The 19614-nt window shown below is 43.9% G+C and carries 17 protein-coding genes; all 17 read right to left on the bottom strand.

From position 1 onward, the window contains the following. Window positions 1-3 precede the first annotated feature (3 nt). Window positions 4-1614: a YceG family protein gene (locus CUU66_RS04690; RefSeq protein ID WP_101640514.1), complete on the bottom strand. Its 1611-nt coding sequence runs from the start codon at window positions 1612-1614 to the stop codon at window positions 4-6. 62 nt (window positions 1615-1676) lie between these two features. Beyond that, the gene (locus CUU66_RS04685) at window positions 1677-2486 is read right to left on the bottom strand and encodes an HAD hydrolase family protein (RefSeq protein WP_101640513.1); all 810 of its coding nucleotides are present in this window, start codon (window positions 2484-2486) and stop codon (window positions 1677-1679) included. Next, window positions 2483-3580 (bottom strand): cysteine protease StiP family protein, encoded by a 1098-nt coding sequence (locus CUU66_RS04680; RefSeq protein ID WP_101640512.1) that lies wholly within the window; start codon window positions 3578-3580, stop codon window positions 2483-2485. Before CUU66_RS04680 ends, CUU66_RS04685 begins: the two co-directional genes overlap by 4 nt. A 1-nt stretch (window position 3581) precedes the next feature. Further along, window positions 3582-4952 (bottom strand): phosphoribosyltransferase family protein, encoded by a 1371-nt coding sequence (locus CUU66_RS04675; RefSeq protein ID WP_101640511.1) that lies wholly within the window; start codon window positions 4950-4952, stop codon window positions 3582-3584. Then, entirely contained in the window at window positions 4891-6096 is a 1206-nt protein-coding gene (locus CUU66_RS04670; protein ID WP_101640510.1) for an HpcH/HpaI aldolase/citrate lyase family protein, read from the bottom strand. The genes CUU66_RS04675 and CUU66_RS04670 overlap by 62 nt, the downstream gene beginning before the upstream one ends. A gap of 175 nt (window positions 6097-6271) precedes the next feature. Continuing rightward, window positions 6272-7012 carry a TerC family protein gene (locus tag CUU66_RS04665; RefSeq protein WP_101640509.1) on the bottom strand — a complete coding sequence of 247 codons (741 nt, stop codon included), beginning with the start codon at window positions 7010-7012 and terminating at the stop codon, window positions 6272-6274. Window positions 7013-7189: 177 nt separating this feature from the next. Beyond that, window positions 7190-7768 carry a TerD family protein gene (locus CUU66_RS04660; RefSeq protein WP_101640508.1) on the bottom strand — a complete coding sequence of 193 codons (579 nt, stop codon included), beginning with the start codon at window positions 7766-7768 and terminating at the stop codon, window positions 7190-7192. A gap of 118 nt (window positions 7769-7886) precedes the next feature. Further along, the gene (locus CUU66_RS04655; protein WP_101640507.1) at window positions 7887-8465 is read right to left on the bottom strand and encodes a TerD family protein; all 579 of its coding nucleotides are present in this window, start codon (window positions 8463-8465) and stop codon (window positions 7887-7889) included. A 457-nt stretch (window positions 8466-8922) separates the two neighbouring features. Then, window positions 8923-9519, bottom strand: coding sequence for a TerD family protein (locus CUU66_RS04650; protein WP_101640506.1), 597 nt, complete (start codon window positions 9517-9519; stop codon window positions 8923-8925). A 306-nt stretch (window positions 9520-9825) separates the two neighbouring features. Beyond that, window positions 9826-11583 (bottom strand): methyl-accepting chemotaxis protein, encoded by a 1758-nt coding sequence (locus CUU66_RS04645; protein ID WP_101640505.1) that lies wholly within the window; start codon window positions 11581-11583, stop codon window positions 9826-9828. Between the two features lie 259 nt (window positions 11584-11842). Beyond that, window positions 11843-13291, bottom strand: a complete 1449-nt coding sequence (locus tag CUU66_RS04640; RefSeq protein WP_101640504.1) for a S41 family peptidase — start codon at window positions 13289-13291, stop codon at window positions 11843-11845. 273 nt (window positions 13292-13564) lie between these two features. Further along, window positions 13565-14458: a permease-like cell division protein FtsX gene (gene ftsX / locus CUU66_RS04635; RefSeq protein ID WP_101640503.1), complete on the bottom strand. Its 894-nt coding sequence runs from the start codon at window positions 14456-14458 to the stop codon at window positions 13565-13567. Next, on the bottom strand, window positions 14448-15134 hold the full coding sequence (ftsE, locus tag CUU66_RS04630) for a cell division ATP-binding protein FtsE (RefSeq protein WP_101640502.1): 687 nt from the start codon (window positions 15132-15134) through the stop codon (window positions 14448-14450). Before ftsE ends, ftsX begins: the two co-directional genes overlap by 11 nt. A 316-nt stretch (window positions 15135-15450) precedes the next feature. Continuing rightward, window positions 15451-16284: a manganese catalase family protein gene (locus CUU66_RS04625; protein ID WP_101640501.1), complete on the bottom strand. Its 834-nt coding sequence runs from the start codon at window positions 16282-16284 to the stop codon at window positions 15451-15453. Between the two features lie 397 nt (window positions 16285-16681). Continuing rightward, a complete protein-coding gene (cccB, locus tag CUU66_RS04620; RefSeq protein WP_101640500.1) occupies window positions 16682-17005 on the bottom strand; it encodes a cytochrome c551 in 324 nt (107 codons plus the stop codon). A gap of 107 nt (window positions 17006-17112) precedes the next feature. Then, complete coding sequence (locus CUU66_RS04615; RefSeq protein ID WP_101640499.1) at window positions 17113-17979, bottom strand: YitT family protein; 867 nt, start codon at window positions 17977-17979, stop codon at window positions 17113-17115. A gap of 376 nt (window positions 17980-18355) precedes the next feature. Continuing rightward, window positions 18356-19457 (bottom strand): peptide chain release factor 2 gene (gene prfB / locus CUU66_RS04610; RefSeq protein ID WP_101640498.1). Its coding sequence is split into 2 segments (ribosomal slippage): window positions 18356-19384 and window positions 19386-19457, totalling 1101 coding nucleotides; the frame shifts between segments, so codons are not numbered across the junction. Between the last annotated feature and the right edge of the window lie 157 nt (window positions 19458-19614).

Below are 19614 nucleotides of genomic sequence, written 5' to 3'. Positions count from 1 at the left end.
TTTTTAGAAGATTTTTTTAAAAATTTTCTTAAATAGTGACGGCTCCCTAAAGTCCTGTTCGAAGCTGACCTCTTCCAGCCAATGAACATCATAATATTCTTCATCCACAAACATCTCAATATCATTCTGGCCTGTCGGGTTCAGGATGACGACATCCACACCCAATTCATTCAGGAGCAGAAGCAGCGCCGCATCTGAACGGCTGAATATCGAGCCGCTCTGCTCTGATTTGAATAACACAATCCTCGGGACTTCCTGAGCATAGTCAAACTTCTGCAGAAGCCTTACCGCATCCAGCGGGATATCCATCGCCTGATTAAACAGATACATCTGCAGCGCGCCCCTGTCCTCATGCGGCAGCGGCTTGAGCCTAGGGCTGTCACAGTAACGGGATATCGCATGGGCAATTCCAAGCTGAAGGCCTGTCGGCAGCTGCTTGTATCTCCACCAATTGCCCTGGAGCATTTTCTCAGGATCCAGAGTACCATCACTGCCTAGCGAATTTTGGTAATGAAACAGATTATTGGCCCTGACTTCACGCGAGAACGGATAGGACCGGATTGTCAGGGACAGCTCTGATTCCGAAAGACCCTGTACCCGGTCCCAATATTCGCGCCGGTTCTTAGATATTCCGGAAACCTTTGCAAAAATATTGGGAATCCATACGGTTTCATCTCTCACTTCAAAATTCGGCCGGATAAACGCCCGTTCCTTTATGATTAAGAACAATTCATCGTACGTGGTTTTCAGGGTCAGGGCCGCTGGCGTATAGGATCTAAACTGCCATGGCTTATACAGCATCGAATCGTCGGTGTGCAGGACCCGTTCAATTTCTTTCGATGCTCTAAACGCAAGTGTCGTTCTCCTGATGGGTTTTGTCTTAGGAAAAGGTTCGAGCACTTCGGCCGCCGGCCCGAATTCCAGCACTGGAACAGCCTCCTCGGTGTCTGCCGCCAGCAGATCATTTTTACCTGCTGGGTGAAAAATCAGCACATCGAAGCCTAGAGTAATTAGAAAATAGAGAAAATACGCTTCGCTTTTTGACGCCTCTCCATACCAGAGGATTTTGGGGGCAGAAGCCAGATAATCCTCTGAATCCATCCATTCATAAGCGTGATTCCACATCCACTTGACCATGTCAACGGCCACACGGCGGAAATCAACGTCCTGCAGCCCGTTTTTATGGCTGCTGCTGAACTTTTCAAAGACGACCTTTAACGCCTCGCGTATTTTCTTGGTGTATTCAGGATTCTGGAAATGAGGTATGAGTCTTTCTCCTTCCATAAACGCAATGAACCGGTTCATAGAAAGCTTTTCATTTTGAAGGATGAGCAAAATTCTCTGGATCGCCTGAAAGCGGGCCGTCTCAATCTGCTTATTGAGGTGTTCGCTTAACATATATATGTGTATAGAAGGATCATGGGCAAGCTCATATAAAAACTCAAGATAATCATCTTTGTCTGGATGCATCCCAAGAAAAACGCCTGCAGCCTGGCTGTATGCAGGCTGCTCCCCCGCAGAAGAGGAAGCCCTCGATTTGACAGGGGTCTTTAGGATGCTTACCCAGTTCTCTTGTTTAATATCAATGAATTGAGAAGAAAGAAAGTTAGACATTTGTTTCAGCTTCTTTCTGTAAAAATCATTCTATCCTTATTTTACACCAGTTGGGTCTATGTTCACACGGCTTTTCGTGCTGCAATTTCAAGAATGGTTTCTAGTATTTCTTCACCTGCGAAAATTCCGGACTTTGAAGTCACCCTGACTCTCTCTGGCAGCTTCATTTTTTTCACGAATATTTCCCCGTGCCGGGGCGTGAACGCATAATCAGCTACCTCAAGCATACATACATCAAGCAGAGAATCTCCAGCTGTAATCACCGTTTCGGCTGAGAGCTTTTTCTTAAGATACTCGACTGCCGCCCATTTATTGAGCGGATTCGGAAGCATGTACAATTTTTTCTCCTGCAAGGACAAGCTCCATCCGTGCTGTTGAAGCCATTCCCCAAATACCTGCAGCTCGTCAATTGGCACTTTTTCATCCAAGATGCTGGCAAAGCAGAACAGATCATCGCATACCTTAGAGCCTAGCACCCAATCACCCTGGTGGATGTCTTCAAACTTTTTTAAAATATCATGATGAGGTGCTGATTCAAGGGCGAGTCTGCTGGTTAAAAAATCCGTCCATTCCAGATCTGGCTTGCCGTCAATCAGTACGGTCCCGCCATTGCTGACCACAGCATATTTAGGGATAATTTCATCTCGAAACAGCCCTATGCGGTTATATAAATCAACCGTCCTTGTACTGACCGGAATTAAATCAAACGTTTGATTAACTTTTCGAAGCAGTTCAATGGCGGCTTTCGTCATATAGGAAATCTGCCGCTCAGGCGTTTCTTCCACCACTGAAATCCCCGGGTCACTTAACTCTATCCCGCAGGCACGCTTTGAATAGATCAGCGTGCGGTCCAGGTCGGTTGCAAAAATCATGATTCTCCTCCATTGATGGGTTTGATTAAACCGATGCATGAGTACGACATATCCGGGAAAACGTTCACTTCCACATTCCGCTCTCCTGCCAGATACAGAATGTGTTTCAGCTCTGGCATCGAGGGGTCTTTGACCAATATCCTCCACGGAACTCTTCTTAAGAGGACCCGCGTCGTTTCCCCTACACCCGGTTTGATAAGATTGATATTTTCAATACCGAATTCTTTTTGGATCGATTCAATATCCTTGAGACCCTGCCAAGTTTTGCCCCCATCTTCTTTCGCACCAGGGGCCTCTTCCGAAAGTTCAGGAAATAGCCTGGAAATCCTATCAATAAAAAAGTTGGATAAATCCGCTTGTTCCAGCTCCCTATAGTACTTAGCACCGTGAAAGTCATTAGGACCAATATACTGCCGGTTGAGCACGGTCCTGGATACAAGTCCGGAAACCGTAGAGTTTAAACAGGCGCTTGGAATCAGAAAATCCTCCCTGGTACCATATATATCCGCACATTCCCCCGGGTCGGCAAGAACTGCAAGGCGATCACTGACATTCTCCCCTTGCTCTCGATTGAATGCAGAAACGGATTTGATCAGCTCTTTCGTTATAGCTCCTTTTCCCGTCCAGCCGTCCATAAACTGCACAGCCTCGCTGCCATGCTTTTTTACAATATAGGAGAGGGCATTCAGATCCAGCCCACGTCCCCTAATAATAGAAACGCTGTAATGCGGAACTGAAATTTGATAGGCAAAGGATAGATATCGCTTGATTAGAATCCCGACCGGAGTGCCTGCACGGGCGAGTGAGACCAAAACAAGCTGACTGCCCTTGCTTCTATAGATCTTATCAGCAACCGTCCGGATGGCTGCGGCCATTTTCCACTGATGCTCATCGAGAGACTGGTGAAATAAATCAAGATACTCTTGCGTTGGCTGAAATTCTATAGGAAGAGATTCTGAATAATGCCCCCCGGTCTGCATGGACTTCTCCCGCTCTTCTGTCTTACTCTCCAGATCGGCATCACTGATATCCTTCAGCAAAAAAACAACATCATCTCTTGAATAGCTGCCGAATTCTTCATCAGCACTCTTCATATTATCCCTCCTTTTCAGCAGCACTTAATGGCACTAGACGAATCGAAGGAACCACTTTTTTCAGCTGCGAAAGAAGGGGCTCTAGTTTTTTCTCTGGCATTTCTCTTTCTAGGAATACGAATACCTCATCATACATGCCCGGCTCAATATTATAAAAATAATTCATTACTTCTTCGGTTTCGGGGCTGATGTAAGAAAAAGCATGCGTAATGGCATATCCTAGGCGGTCCGCTGGATGGATCGGGCTCCTGGTTGTAGATTGATAGCTGACTCCTTCTCCCATTTGCGAGGCAATCTTCATTGGAAGATACATAAATTCCCCGGTCCCCAGGCACAGCGTTCTTTCCCCTTTTCGCTGGCTCTTCAGATGGGATGCCAGCGGATCCATCCAATGATAGATATCGAGTTTATCGTAATCATATATACCGAATCTCCCAGAGTTCTGCAGATAAGGGGTATTCTGATCTGTAACTGAATAATAAGAAGACAGCGGGATATGCTGTTCCGATAAATCAATGGTTTCAACGGTAGATTCCAATTGCGGGAACAAAGATGCTTCCTGTTCTCCTTCTATGGAACTGCCTTCGGTTTGAATCGTTCCGTAAACTAGTGAAATCTCATGGATGGTAATTCCCAGCCTTCTTTCCAGCTCACGGAATGCCTCCCTATTTTCTTCCGTACGCCAGTCCAGAATCGACACAATGGTGTACGTGCGCCTTGGGAATCTAGCCTGGATGCTCTCAATAATATTGATTGCTGTTTTCCCTGTTGTCACTTCATCGTCAACGAGGACAATGGGATGATCATTGTCTATAAGCGCCGGGTCTACATAGCTTCGGTGAGATGTCGCATGCGAATGCTCTTCTTCAAAATTGATAACAGACGGAAGACCGTCGATCTGTTCTCGAGTAGTATGGAAGAAAGCTGCATTATCACACACTTCAAATACAGAATGTCCAAGAGCTGTCGCCGTTTCCGCAAAGCCAATGAACAGCGTCGGTTCCGGAAGCTCAATATGATAGTCTAAGAGCCTGATATTAGGATCAAGTTCGCCGGTAATGCCGCTGATGAGCTCCCCCATATAAGGATGGGCCATCCCATATACTTTCTCCGCATAACGGGCTGCAAGAGCTGCGCCTATCAAAAGAGAGACTGCTGGATCAACAGGCAAATGCTTGCCAAGAACCTTGCTTACAAATAAAAAAGAACGCTTTTTATTCATTCTGGCAGCCATGCCGAACAGCATGTCCAAAGGGATGTTATAAGGATTATCCAGAATATCTATATCGACTTTTATTTTATCTAATATGTTATATGAATAGTTTTGTTTCAGATCTGGCTGTAAGGAGATCAAGGAAAGATTGTTGTTCATGAAACACTCCATAAAGTTTTGACTTAAGAATGATTTTCTTTGCCCAATTATAATGAGGCTTAATTTCATTCATTTTATTGGAAAACCCACTTTTAATGACACCATTAAAGCTGCCGGCGCTTTCGATGATTGCGGATGCATCCATATATTCCTCAAGACTGACTACATGAAGAGAGTTAACGGCTTTAATATGTGAAGGATGAATAATCGTCTTACCAATAATACCGTTGGAACGGTCCAATACGATTTCATAGATAAGGGCATCGTCATTCCGGCTGATCATGGCGTCCCTCAGTTTGATGCCGTCATTGATCACTTCGAAAGGAGTCTGGCGGATCCGCGGCTTCATAATCCGCTGTTTACCGAAATACTCCCATACCGGGCCGGAAATCACATACTCATTTTCCCTACCAAAAATATTGATGATGTCCGTGATGCAGTCAGAAATCACACCAATATTGTAAATGGTCGTATCTCTGTCTCTGCGGATACCGAATAAACCGGAGAAATCGGTCGCACCCATTCTTACATTTAAAATCAGATCTTTATAACGGTCAAGCAGTTCTTTCATTTCAACCAGCGTTGAGATTCTTGTTTCTTTATAAATCACTTCAGGTGTCTCAAGGATAGGCATCGCATACAGACTCTGCGAATAGGCTTGATTGATTTCGGTAAGTGCGCGTAAATAGGACTCGCCTTTCTCGATGTTAAACTTTGGAAAAACAAATCCACTGACTAGTTCCAAAGCAGTCCCCAGGTTTTCCGCTAGTTTATGCAGCTGTTCCTCGCTTCGTATCCTGATGAAAAGCAGCGGCACATCCTGGAATCGGAACAGCCCGCTGTCGACCGCACGCTTTATTTCCTGCAGCTGCAGAACCAGATTGAGCTCTGCATCTCCTACCTCGCCATCTGAAATCGAATCCTCCAGACAAATAACCATGGATGTCAGCCCCTCATGCCCGCCTGACAAAAATTTACCAGATAGTACATCATTAGAAATCCTCGATCGCGTTCCAGGCATGTACAGAGTGGCTCCTAATGCATAGGACACCAGCTCTTTATCGGAATTCTTCGTGAATTCCACCGGTTCATGCGCAAATATTTGCTTTCTTTCCTCTTTATCCAGATATCCAAAGTGCTTCACCGGCACATACCTCCTGGTCTAATCATCTACTATGCGGTAAATGTATAAGTTTTACCAAAATATTATATACTCACTACCCAATACACAACCAGCAAACTACTAAAATTTTACAATAGATATAAATAAAAAAGAGGAAAGAGACAATGTCGTTTCTTCCCTCCTGTATAAACCATGCTTACTTGCTGACTTCAGACGATTTGGATCTGTTCTTCCTGATTTTGTGTACAATGAACGTGCTTAGGAACACAGCGATAAGAAGACTGAAGAATACTAGCTCTTCAACGTGGAACCAAGGGCTTGCGATCATCTTGATACCAATCAATGCTATCATAACAAAGGCTGTTGTTTCAAATTCTGGAACTCTCTCAATAAGGGCAAGGAATACCTGTGCGACACCGCGCATCATAAGGACCCCAAGAATACCGCCAAGGAAAAGAACCCAGATTTGATCGGATACACCGAACGCAGCGATTACGCTGTCGATACTGAAGGCAATGTCCATGATTTCAACCGAAAGAACGGTTCTCCAGAAGCCCATTGGCTTGTTTTTGACTTCTTCTTCTCCGTCTTCTTTATTTTTCTTAATAAAGTAGGAAACGGCAAGCCAGAGCAGATATAAACCGCCGGCAATTTTAATCCAGGTGATTTTAATTAAGAATACACCTAAACCGATAGCCAGGAAACGGAATAAATACGCTCCTAAAATCCCGTAAAATAAAGCTCTTTTTTGTTCTTTCTTCGGAAGGTGTTTAACCATGACGGCTAAAACTAATGCATTATCTGCAGATAAAAGGCCTTCAAGAATAATCAGGGTACCGATGACACCCCATGCTGCCGGGTCAGATAATACCGTTTTAATCGCATCCCAAGAGAAAAACGATCCATAACTTGATAATAAATCTTGTATAAATTCCATTTAGTAAAATTCTCCTTCTAATACAGGCTCGCAGCTTATTTTTCTAATTATAGGCTGATTCATTTCTAAACGCCTGTATAGTTTTTGACTAGTTTAGTAGATAAGGGGTTTTATATTCCACAATGTCGTTCCAGTTAAGAGGATTTTGCTCGATTTACCACGAATCAACGAAACAAGTTAAACTTCTAAACCATAGTTGCGGCAAAGGTCGGCCAATCCGCCTGAAAATCCGCTGCCAATCGCGTTAAATTTCCAGTCTGAACCGTGTTTATATAGTTCACAGATGACAACAGCTGTTTCAATCGAAAAATCTTCCCCAAGGTCGTAACGCAGAATCTCTTCATCATTCTCTGGATTTACAACACGGACAAACGCATTAGAAACCTGACCGAAGTTTTGTTTTCTCGCATCTGCATCATGAATCGTTACGGCAATGCCGATTTTTGTGACGTGCGCAGGCAGCAGGGAGAAGTCCACCACGATTTGCTCGTCGTCTCCGTCACCTTCACCAGTCCGGTTATCCCCGGTATGCTCAACTGCACCTGTGGGGCTTTTTAAGTTATTGTAGAATACAAATTCTAAATCATCTTGTACCTTTCCCTGATCGTTAGCCAAAAACGCTGACGCATCAAGGTCAAAAGCAGAACCGCCTGAGTACTTATTGGTATCCCAGCCTAACCCAATGATCGCTTTTGTAAGGCCAGGGTTGGTTTTGGTTAAATCAATACGCTGGCCTTTCGCTAATTGAATCGCCATATTCTTCACCCCATACATTATATTACAATTGTTTTTTATCAAAGAGAAGATGCTTTTGTTTTCCAACAAGGCGGAACCCGCTCCCAGCAGATTCCGCCCCGCAACATGTTTACAAGTATTAAACGTTTAATCCATAATCGCGTACAAGTGAAGCAAGTCCGCCCTGGTAGCCGCTTCCGATTGCGTTGAATTTCCACTCGCCATTATGACGGTATAATTCTCCAACAACAACAGCTGTTTCAATAGAGAAGTCTTCTCCTAAATCATAACGGATCAGCTCTTCACCGTTTGCCGGGTTAAAAATGCGGGCAAATGCATTAGATACCTGGCCGAAGTTCTGGTTGCGTGCTTCAGCTTCGTGGATTGTAATTGTGAAAGTGATTTTTTCAATATTGGCAGGAACCTGAGAAAGGTTGATCTTAACCTGCTCATCATCCCCATCACCGTCTCCAGTTAGGTTGTCGCCCGTATGTTCAACGGCACCGTTTGCTCCAACAAGATTATTGAAGAAAATGAAATCTTTTTCAGAATCACATTTGCCAGAAGCATTTAAAAGGAATACTGAAGAGTCAAGATCGAAATCATTCCCTCCATCGTACTTATTTACATCCCAGCCTAAGCCTACAACGATGTTTTGAAGCCCTGGGTTAGATTTTGTAAGATCTACTTTTTGTCCTTTTGATAAAGAAATTGCCATTAATATAACCTCGCTTTATTATAATTTTTTTATTTGTTCTATTAAATTTCCTCTTGATTGCAGCGAAGGGCGCCCGCTTTCCGCAGGCGGTCCGGGGAGCCTAACCGGCGCCTATACGCCGGGGGGGTCTTCCCTGTCACATAATCCCACACCTGCAGTGAAGATTAACATAGTGCCCAACTCTACAATGAACTTAAACATAGGCTTTTATTAAAAAGGCTGTTTTCGCAAACTTTGTTGTTATTGAACAAGGAGGTGATTTCCACTACAGGATGCTCGCTTTCCGCGGGGCGGGCGCTGAGCCTCCTCGGCTTCGCCTGTGGGGTCTCACCTGTCCCGCTGCTCCCGCAGGAGTCTCGCACCTTACGTTCCAATCAACCTGTTTAACATAGGATGAGTTCCCAGAACTAATTAAAAAACACCAATCTTTTAAAAAAGAGCCATTAAAAATGCTTGATTAACGATAACGGTTTGCGATATCCCCGATTGACAGGTCACTTGTGCCTTGTCCTACAGCCGAGAACTTCCACTCGCCATTATGGCGGTATAATTCACCCGGGAATAAGGAAGTAAGTCCTGAATAATCATCTGTCAGATTGAATTTGATTAATTCTTCCCCGCTGCTGGAGTTGACTACACGGATAAATGCGTTTTGGATCATACCGAAATGCTGTTTTCTCTGTTTTGCCTGATAAATGTTCACTACAAAAAGCAGCTTATGTACATTCGCAGGCACATTTCGCAGATCAACAGTGATTTGCTCATCATCACCTTCGCCTGCACCGGTCAAGTTGTCACCTGAGTGTTTAACGCTGCGGTCTTTACTAGTTTTGTTGCCAAAGTAAATCAGGTCCTTCGGATCAGACAGCTTGTCATTCTCATCCAGCATAAGAACGGATGCATCACAGTCAACATCTGCTCCTCCGCCTAAAAGCCCTCCGAACAGGCCTCCCTTTTTCACCGGATCCCAGCCTAAACCAACCGTAATATTAGTTAAACCGGCCCGGCCCTTAGTCAGGTCAATTTTTTGCCCTTTTTGTAATGAAATGGCCATTTCCTGCACTCTCCCTTAAACAATGACATACTTGAATTTCTATTAAATTTTAACATTTCCGGACAACTAGTTCCAAATATAACCTACAGTTCCAATTAACCTTAAAGCTCTTCTTAGAACCAGTAGTACGGGCATCCCGCCTACTATATACGGAGCGAGTGTTAAAAGGTTTCAAAGTTTTTGAAAAAAGGTGGAGGGAAATATTTACTTTTTTGCAGATCACACATCCCCAGCAAAAAGGTCCTTGAGCAGACCAACATGAAGTCAGCCTGTCCAAGGACCTTCTTACTATATTCTTGATGGTAATCATTCAATGGTGAATTGCTCACTGATTTGGTTAAGCTTCTCAGATAATAAGGTCAAATTCTCCGCTGAAGCAGCAATCGTGCTGATCACTCCTACCTGCTCATCTACAGACGCCATGATTTCTTCAGAAGAAGCAGCCGTTTCTTCTGCAACAGCAGTTATATTTTGAATGGCTCCCATAATATCATTACCGTTTTCCGTAACCAGCGTTACTTCTTCGCCCATCTTGTTGATGGCAGCCAGAATCTGGTGCATAGAATCCGATATAAGGTTAAATTGGCCTTCAGTCTCGCTTACAGCCTGATTTAAGTTTTTGGAGATATCTGCTGAACCGGCCATTGTCATTACGATATTTTCGGTATCCATCTCTATCTTTTCAATCATGGAATTGATTTCGGCAGTTGCGCCATTAGTCTGCTCTGCGAGTTTGCGGACTTCCTCGGCGACAACGGCAAATCCTTTTCCATATTCTCCGGCTCTAGCTGCTTCTATGCTTGCATTCAGGGCTAATAAGTTAGTTTGTTTTGAGATGCTGTCTATTGTTGTCAGAATGGTAGATATATCTCTAATCCGGTTATATAGCTGGGTAATTCCTATACTGACTTTTTCACCAGAATTCATCGATTCCTGGTTTGATTCCTGCAGGAAAACAACTTTTTCTTTTCCCACTGCAATAGAGCTGGAAGATTCCTCTGTCAGCATAATCATTTTTTTGTTCTGCTCATTGATTTGATTGATGGCAGCTACCAGGGCATCTGTTCTCTGGCTCGTTGTTTCGATGTCAGAAGCCTGGGCAACAGTTCCTCTAGTAATCTCATTAATTGCTTTGCTGACTTCCTCGCTAGTGGCAGAGGTTTCTTCAGATAGGGCCGAAAGCTCTAATGAGGAATTAGAAACTTTCTCACTCATTTCCTGTATGTTTGTAATGATACTCCGTAATTGGTGAGTCATCTTATTGAACCCTTTGCTCAGCTGGCCTATTTCATCGGCAGATTCCGGAAGATCCCTTTCTTTAAGGATCCCTTCTGAAATGTCTAAAGATGCCTGTGTCACTTGCTTCAATATGTTAAATTTACTTCTTGCCCCCAGATAAAAGAAGAAAGCACCAAGTGCCGTAATCACAAGTGACGTTATTCCTACAATCCATTTAAGCTTATCAAGCGAAGCATAAAATTCTTCCTCATAAGCCCCCATCCCGATATTCCAATCCCATGGTGCATAGTAGCTTAAATAAACTATTTTATCTCTTTCATTCTTTTCGCCTGTATTCTTCCAGCTATATGAGTAATAGCGGTCACTCGGATCTTTAGCCTTAGCCAGCTTTACAATATTTTTAACAACATGCTGGCCCTTCGAATTTACAACGTCCTTTTTATTTTCCCCGATTGGAATAATAGGATGAAGCCGGGCATTATACTGTGAATCATAAGCCATCAAGTAGCCGTCTGATTTGTAAACAAAAGCTGACTTTGTATAGTCGTATGTCTTTGCACCATCTTTCACCACAGCTGGACCAACCAGAATTTCTCTAGCCTTTTCCTGTGCTTCATCAAGCGTGAGAGTTCCATTCTCCACCTGATTGTTTAATTCTTCAAGTGTAGCGATAGACGTATTCACGATATGCTGAAGATCTAATTCGCCGCTCCTCACTAACTCTTCTTTTGCAAAATAATAACTGATCGTGCCTAAGCTCCCCGTTGCTAATATTGCTAATAATGTAACAGCGAGAATCATTTTTGTCGAAATCCTGTTGAACACTGGTGCTCCCCCTAAATAAACCCTATTTTTAATGATATCGGCAGAAAAGAAGCAAATTATATAGGGCTGAAATTTTTTTAGGGGAATGTCCCTATATCCAGAGGTGAAATGGGGTATGCTAAGCTGTCTTTGTGGACACTGAAGTCAGACACGCTGGAGAATTCCGCCGTAATTGTAGATTTTTCCGCCGTTGCTGGTAATAAATCCGCTGTCACATTCGAATCCAAAAAATCCTCCCAATTTCCGGGAGGATTCTTCATTACTTTGTTAAGTAACTCATAGCCATTCGCAGCTGAAGATCGTGCTTCTCATCTTTGATATATTTAAGCACTTCGTCTGCCAGTGCCTTCGCCGTTTTACTGTCCAGGACACCGCTCTTTTTTAAGCCATTATGCGACTGGAAGGCTTTTACGGCAATTTCGGTTTGTTTATCATAATATCCATCATCCCTGCCTGTCTCAAATCCCAAACTCTTCAGCATTTCCTGTGCATGCTTGACCTGCTCGTCGTTGCTGTCTCTTTTGAAGGATTTTTCCACATTAAGCGGTTGTGCCTGGAAAGCCTGCGGCTGGCTGATTTCAATCGTTGGTTCGATCCCTTTTTTATGAATCCAGTTGCCTTCCGGAGTCAGCCATTTATAGAGAGTCAGCTTGATATTGCTGCCGTCATTCATCGGGACAGCCTGCTGTACGGTCCCTTTACCGAACGTTCTTTCACCAATGAGCTGATAGCCTTCTGCCTCATTCAAAGCTCCTGCCAGTATTTCTGAGGCTGAAGCACTTCCCTTGTCAATCAGTACAGCGACGTTATACGGCTTTTCCTTTTTCAAAGTCGTATAGTATTCTTTCTTTTCGCCTTTTCGGTTCTGTATTTGAATGTACGGCTTATCTTTCGTTACAAACTGCCCTAGAATTTCCTCCACGGATGATAATAGGCCGCCCGGATTGCCGCGGACATCAATGATGAGCCCCTTGATCTCCTTCTTTTCTAATTTAGTAAGTTCCTTTTTAAAATCCTTGCTGGTATGTTCGGAGAATGAAGTGATCGTCAGGTACCCGATTTTCTCGCCGCGCTGCTCCTTCACTTTGGAAACCACGGTTTCAATCGGTATCGTATCGCGGACAATCTTCATCTCAATCGGGTTCGAAACGCCGGCCCGCTTGATTTCCAGCTTTACGGCGGTGCCCTTCTTCCCTCTGATTTTCAGGCGTGTATCATACAAATTCAGCCCTTCCACACTCTCGCCATTCACTTTAATGATCTGATCCCGGGGCTTTAAGCCGGCTTTTTCAGCAGGTGAATCCTTATAAGGAGAAATAATGATCACTTTCCCATCTTCCTCACCAATCTCTGTACCGATTCCTTCAAAGGAGCTATCCAGTGCTTCATTAAACTGCTCGGCAGTTTCCCTATTCATGTAGACTGAATACGGATCTTTTAACGTAGAAAGCATCCCCTGGATTGCCCCCTCTTCCAGCTGGGTTTCTCCTACCTTTTCGACATAATTTTCCTTAATCAGCTGATACGCCTGATGGACCTTTGTTAAAGAGCTGCCATCAACTGGATTGATTTTTTCATCAGGCTTTTGTGAAAAACCAGGAATCGTAATATCTCCTTCATTAATCTTAATTCCTGCATACACGCCACCGGCAGCTCCTGTCGTAAGTGACAGAGCGACCGATAGCGGCAGCACCCATTTTTTCCCCATAAAAAAGCTCCTCTCTTATAAAAAAGCCTGATATTCGGCCCGCATCACTAAACCGTATACTTGTCCTTATTTATATATGAGGAGCTTGGACGTATTATGTTTTATATGGGAATTTTCCGGCGGGTTCTGTGAGAGCGCTATATGGAGAAAGTGAACTTGAGGCGTATGATGAGTCTAAATGCAGAAGGGAATTAGCCCGGCATTCATGATCTGCCACTGCAAGGGGAAGGAGAATACAAAAAAGACCGGCACTCATTATGCCGGCCTTGCAATTTATACCTTTAAAAACTTACGTACAGACATCAAGCTTCCCCAAACACCGATCACTGCACCTATCAGCAGCAGAATCAGCGATATTTGCCAAATGAATGGATTGAAGTGAAGCAGCTCTACGAACTTAATTTTGATTCTTGGTGATGCAAAGTCATAGATATAGGAGTAGGCGACAGCGATGAACGCGATCGGTAAAATCGACCCCAGTATGCCCAGCCAAGCTCCCTCAAGGAAGAAAGGCCAGCGGATAAAGCTGTTGGTGGCTCCTACTAATCTCATAATCTCGATTTCTCTGCGTCTGGCAACAATTGTTATTTTAATGGTGTTTGAAATCAGGAACATTGCGGTAAATAATAAACCAAGGATTAAAACAATCCCGATGTTCCGTGCAACATTCACTACATCAAACATTTTTTCTACATAGCCCTGTCCATATTTCACGGATTGAACATATTGGAATTTTTCGATCTGTTTGGCCGTTTTAACGACGTCTGTCGGTTTCTTTGTTTTGACTACATACACATCATTCAGAGGATTATCCTGTTCAAAAAGTTCAAACGTTTTGCCGTCCTCACCCATCTCATCGATCAGGTTCGTTAACTCTTTCTCTTTTGGGGAGAAAGCAACCGTATCAACTGCCGAAATTTGTTCGATTTTCTTGCCGATTAAATCCTTATTATGATCATCTGCTGCGGGATCAAGATGGACCCTGATTTCCACATCCTTCTGGATGTTCTCAGCAATATGGTTCAAGTTCATCATGATTACAAAAAATACGCCAACCAATAGAAGAGTCACCGTTACCGCACTGACGGATGCAAACGTCATCCAGCCATTCCTTGTTAAACTCTTTCCGCTCTCTCTAAAGTGGCGGCCAACGGTTCTAATACTCATATCCGTATTCTCCTCGCTGCTCATCACGTACAATCTTCCCATTATCAATAGCAATTACGCGTCGCTTTAAATTATTTACAATATCCCGATTATGCGTGGCCATTACAATCGTGGTCCCGCGATTATTGATTTCTTCTAAAATATTCATAATTTCCCATGACGTCTCAGGATCCAGATTACCAGTCGGTTCATCAGCAATCACAACCTGAGGAGAATTAACGATCGAACGTGCGATCGAAACACGCTGCTGCTCCCCGCCTGAAAGTTCAGTCGGCACCATACGCGCCTTGTGCTTCAAGCCTACTAAATCCAGCACTTCCATAACACGCTTCTTAATTTGCTTTGGATGTTCTTCGATAACCTCCATCGCAAACGCGACATTCTCGTAAACCGTAAGAGTTGGAAGCAGCTTAAAGTCCTGGAATACGACACCTAAATTACGGCGGAAAATAGGAACCTTGGTATTTCTCAGTTTAGACAGCTGAATACCATTAACCGTGATGCTTCCCTTTGTGGGCTTTTCTTCGCGGTACATCATTTTTATAAAAGTCGATTTACCAGCACCGCTTGGGCCCACTACGTAAACAAACTCGCCTTTATTAATTTTTACAGAAATCCCATTAATGGCCGAAACTCCATTGGGATAGGTTTTATATACTTCAGACATTTCTATCATGAACATTCCACCTAACCTTCTTGTTAAAACTTTGTGCTCCTTTTATATAAAAATCCAATTAAATGAACTTAATTTTCCCTCGGAAACAACAAAAAACGACAAAAACCAAGAAAAAGTCCCAGCCTTTTCTTCTTTTCGTCTCCACACATTATAACATTCAAGTTTGTCAGTTTTAAGAATAATTATATTACAATTTCATTTCATTAGAGATACAGCGGAGGAAATGTCATGATGCTTTATATCTATTTCTTGCGGAAAAACAATAGGAATAAAAGACTAAAAAGCAGAATCCCTGGCAGGATTCTGCTTGTACCAATTATTTAGGTATATTGTCCATTGGCAGTGTATTATGAAGGTTAGGCGGTGCTGGTTTAAGCACCGGCTTTGCTCCTTCTGCCTTTGGAGTAGATTCATAGTTAAACTCCGCATGGCCGTCGATGCTTGGCCCCTGTGCCCAGCGGCCCGCTGCTGCTTCTTCACCTTCAGAGAAATTATATAGCGTGTATGCCACGTCCAATCTTTCTTTTTCACGAGGGAAGGTGCTCGGAACCAGGAATCCTTCCGCTTCTTCAAGCTCAGCGATGGCTGCAGCCCACTGGTTCTGGTGATAAGAATCACGGGCAATCAGCACAGAAAGCAAATCTTTCACGCCTCTGTCCTCACTCATTTCATAGAGACGGACAGCCTGCAGACGTCCCTGAGATTCAGCGTTTAAGTTTGAGCGGAAGTCAGCCAGAAGGTTCCCGCTGGAAATAATATAGCTGCCCATCCATGGATTGCCGACGCTGTCAGCCGGACGTGCCCCAAGTCCTGACACAATCGCATGCTGCGGATTCATGCCGCCCATAGCAGCAGCAATAATTGGATCCTTCGCCGCTTCTTCCTGAGCGCTTACCGGTGCGCCATCAAGCAGTCTTGAAACCATGGTAGCAAGCATCTCAATATGTCCAATTTCCTCTGTTCCTATGTCTAAAAGCAAGTCTTTATATTTTTGATTTCCGCGGACGCTCCAGCCCTGGAATAAGTATTGCATAGCCACTGACATCTCACCAAACTGACCGCCGATTAATTCCTGGAGCTTCTTCGCAAATAACGGATCCGGTCTATCTGGCTTCGCTTCAAATTGTAGTTCTTTTATATGAGAAAACATTAAAAAAACCTCCTATGCCCTATTTTATTCCGGGTGCGCACCCTACAGATTGAATATACCCTTGACCCTTTATATGAAACTATAATGTTTACTTTTTTAGAATTTTTATGATGTAGGCGGTTTAAGATTGGCAGCTGCAGCAGTTTAAATGCTAGGTGAATGCTTGCTGGCTTGAATTTTTAGGGCCGGGGGAGGTTTATGAGGGGTAAACTGGTTTTTAAGAGGGGTATATCGAAATTTATGAGGGGTAAATCAAAAAATAAGAGGGGTAACCGGACTTTTATGGGGCATATCAAACCTTATGAAGATTTCAGCAATTTAGGAGGATGAGCATATGGGTGCAGTATTCAAAAAAGCAGCGCACCCCAAAGAGAAATGCACCGCCTCCCATATGTACTTACTTTTTCCCGGCCAACCAGTCCGCAACCGCTTTGGCATCGTCACCTTTAACAATATTCGGCGGCATTTGGCCTTTACCGTTTTTAATGATATTACCGATCTCATCCTCTGAATATGTAGCTCCTACATTTGTCAGCTTCGGTCCGAAGCCGCCTTCAAGGTTACCGCCGTGACAGCTTGAACAGTTCTTCTGATACAGCTTTTCTCCTGAACTTGCCACTGAACCAGCATCTTTTGAATCTTTTTCGCCGCTATTATCATTTCCACACGCTGCCAATGCTAGGGAAGTTCCAAGCAGAAGCATTGCAAATTTTCTTTTCATATCCATACCTCCTTAAGTCGTTCAGCCTCTCATTGAAATAAAGGCCAAAACACCGGAAGTATTTTGGCCATCTTGAAAGAGTTATTCCATTTCCCATTATACCTGTATCAAACTCGTTTGAAACCCTCTCCGAGCACTTCTGAAGCGTCCATAACGACCACAAACGCATTAGGGTCAATGCTTTTCACGAGTTGTTTCAACTTTATGAATTCTGTCTGATCCACCACACACATCAGCACAGGGCGTTCATCATCTGTATATCCGCCCATGCCTGACAGCTTCGTCACGCCGCGGTCTATCTCATGAATGATGCCGTTCCTGACTTCTGCTTCATGGGCAGTAATCACCATGGCCATTTTCGAGCGGCCAATTCCCACCTGCACAAGGTCAATCGTCTTGCTGGTGACGTACAAACCGATTAACGCATAAAGCCCAAGCTCGATATCAAAGAAAATCGCAGCTGACAGGACGATTAAACCATCAATAATCGCCACACAGGTCCCAAGCGAGAGGCCAGTGTATTTATTAATGATCTGAGCTGCCAGATCCGTTCCTCCTGTCGAAGCTCTGCCCCTAAACACCACCCCAAGCCCAAGGCCTACACCGATTCCGCCAAAAAGCGCACCGAGCAGCGGATCATTTGTCCACGGTTCCCAATGGCTCGTCAGGAATACAATAAAGGGCAGGAATACCGTTCCAAGCAGTGTCTTGGCACCGAACTGTGCACCGAGAAAGACGAGTCCCGCAATGAAAAGAGGCACATTGAATGCCCACTGAACATAAGCAGGCTGCCAGCCGACAAGCGCATGCAGAATCGTACTGATCCCGCTCACGCCGCCAGAGGCGATCTTATTAGGCAGCAAAAACACATTAAAAGACACTGCCACAATTGCCGAGCCCAAAAGAACATAGCCAATCTCAAGCAGCTTATTTGCAACCGGGTGTGAATAGGCCATACCTCTTCTTTTCCGCATCCATAATCCTCCATCATCTATTACAAAATAGTATCTATTAAATTCGCCGAAACATACAAACGCGCACAACAAAATAGAGTATACCATGGCCTTACGGGGACTGTCCCTATTTCCCGGCAAAAATTTGGGGATTGTGCCCATTTCCGAGGAGCTAACCCATTGCGAGCACTGAATACCGGCCAGGGGCAGTCCTTATTTCCCAAGGCAAAAAACTAGGATTGGGGGACAGTACCCATTTCCCCTATATCCCGATATAAGCTTTTCCAAAATAGGTGCACCAAACTTTTATTACAGGTTTTACAAGGGTATGTTGGGAATAAGAATTTTTTACATAAAAAAAGAAACGGAGAATGCAGCCCCGTTTCTTCGTATAATGTTATGCTAATTTAGAACGCAAATACGCATCGATAAACGAATCAAGGTCTCCATCCATAACACCCTGGATGTTTCCGGATTCGTTGCCTGTACGGTGGTCTTTGACCATTGAATACGGATGGAATACGTAGGAGCGGATTTGGCTTCCCCAGCCGATTTCTTTTTGCTCGCCGCGGATTTCATCTAATTCCGCCTGCTGCTGTTCGATTTCTCTTTGGTAAAGTTTCGCTTTCAGCATTTTCATCGCCTGTTCACGGTTTTTGATCTGTGAACGTTCGGATTGGCAGGTAACCACAACATTTGTTGGAATGTGTGTAATACGGACAGCTGAGTCAGTCGTATTGATATGCTGACCGCCGGCACCGCTCGCACGGTACGTATCAATTTTTAGATCTTCTGTACGGACTTCAATTTCAATTTCATTATTGAATTCCGGCATCACTTCACAAGAAACGAAGGAAGTGTGACGGCGTCCTGAAGAATCGAAAGGCGAGATACGAACGAGGCGGTGAACCCCTTTTTCAGCCTTTAGATAACCATAAGCATTATGGCCTTTAATCAATAGCGTTACACTCTTGATCCCTGCTTCATCACCTGGCAGATAATCCAGCGTTTCCACCTTAAAGCCTTTTTTCTCAGCCCAGCGTGTGTACATGCGGAGCAGCAATGAACCCCAGTCCTGGGACTCAGTACCGCCGGCACCCGGGTGAAGCTCTAGAATCGCATTGTTTTTATCATATTCTTCACTAAGCAAAAGCTGAAGCTCATACTGATTTAATTGTTCAGTAAGGTCCATCAATTCTGACTCAAGCTCAGCCTGAAGCTCTGCATCATTTTCCTCTTTAACTAATTCAAAGGTTAAATCTAGATTCTCATAGTTCTCAAACATGGCTTTAAACTGATTAGCAGCATCCTTAATCCCGTTTAATTCATTGATGACAACCTGCGCTTTAGTCTGGTCGTTCCAGAAGTCCGGATGGGACATTTCATTTTCCAGCTGGGCAATACGGGCTTCCTTCTCTTCTAAGTCAAAGAGACCCCCTAAAGTCCGCTAATTTCTTAGCTGTTTTCTCAAGCTCGTTACGAATTTCTGATAATTCCATGCTCGAACACCTCTTTTAAAAATTTTATATATCTATACATTTATGTGAATACATTCAATCTGACAGTAACAATCTATTATACCGCCAATAAACATTTGTTTCAAACAGGAAAAAGGCGGTAAACCCTTGAGCTTACCGTCCTTTCTCTAAACACAGA

The organism is Peribacillus deserti (genome assembly GCF_002863585.1).
Lineage (GTDB): Bacteria > Bacillota > Bacilli > Bacillales > DSM-1321 > Paraperibacillus > Paraperibacillus deserti_A.
This window is presented reverse-complemented; position numbering and strand designations above follow the sequence as displayed.

What these genes read in the sequence shown, in the direction of transcription:
- CUU66_RS04685 (WP_101640513.1), bottom strand. Translation starts at nt 2,486, where the DNA reads ATGATTTTTGCAACCGACCTGGACCGCACGCTGATCTATTCAAAGCGT.
- CUU66_RS04665 (WP_101640509.1), bottom strand. Translation starts at nt 7,012, where the DNA reads ATGGAATTTATACAAGATTTATTATCAAGTTATGGATCGTTTTTCTCT.
- CUU66_RS04680 (WP_101640512.1), bottom strand. Translation starts at nt 3,580, where the DNA reads ATGAAGAGTGCTGATGAAGAATTCGGCAGCTATTCAAGAGATGATGTT.
- ftsX (WP_101640503.1), bottom strand. Translation starts at nt 14,458, where the DNA reads ATGAGTATTAGAACCGTTGGCCGCCACTTTAGAGAGAGCGGAAAGAGT.
- CUU66_RS04660 (WP_101640508.1), bottom strand. Translation starts at nt 7,768, where the DNA reads ATGGCGATTCAATTAGCGAAAGGCCAGCGTATTGATTTAACCAAAACC.
- CUU66_RS04625 (WP_101640501.1), bottom strand. Translation starts at nt 16,284, where the DNA reads ATGTTTTCTCATATAAAAGAACTACAATTTGAAGCGAAGCCAGATAGA.
- CUU66_RS04640 (WP_101640504.1), bottom strand. Translation starts at nt 13,291, where the DNA reads ATGGGGAAAAAATGGGTGCTGCCGCTATCGGTCGCTCTGTCACTTACG.
- CUU66_RS04650 (WP_101640506.1), bottom strand. Translation starts at nt 9,519, where the DNA reads ATGGCCATTTCATTACAAAAAGGGCAAAAAATTGACCTGACTAAGGGC.
- CUU66_RS04655 (WP_101640507.1), bottom strand. Translation starts at nt 8,465, where the DNA reads ATGGCAATTTCTTTATCAAAAGGACAAAAAGTAGATCTTACAAAATCT.
- cccB (WP_101640500.1), bottom strand. Translation starts at nt 17,005, where the DNA reads ATGAAAAGAAAATTTGCAATGCTTCTGCTTGGAACTTCCCTAGCATTG.
- CUU66_RS04675 (WP_101640511.1), bottom strand. Translation starts at nt 4,952, where the DNA reads ATGAACAACAATCTTTCCTTGATCTCCTTACAGCCAGATCTGAAACAA.
- ftsE (WP_101640502.1), bottom strand. Translation starts at nt 15,134, where the DNA reads ATGATAGAAATGTCTGAAGTATATAAAACCTATCCCAATGGAGTTTCG.
- CUU66_RS04615 (WP_101640499.1), bottom strand. Translation starts at nt 17,979, where the DNA reads ATGCGGAAAAGAAGAGGTATGGCCTATTCACACCCGGTTGCAAATAAG.
- CUU66_RS04690 (WP_101640514.1), bottom strand. Translation starts at nt 1,614, where the DNA reads ATGTCTAACTTTCTTTCTTCTCAATTCATTGATATTAAACAAGAGAAC.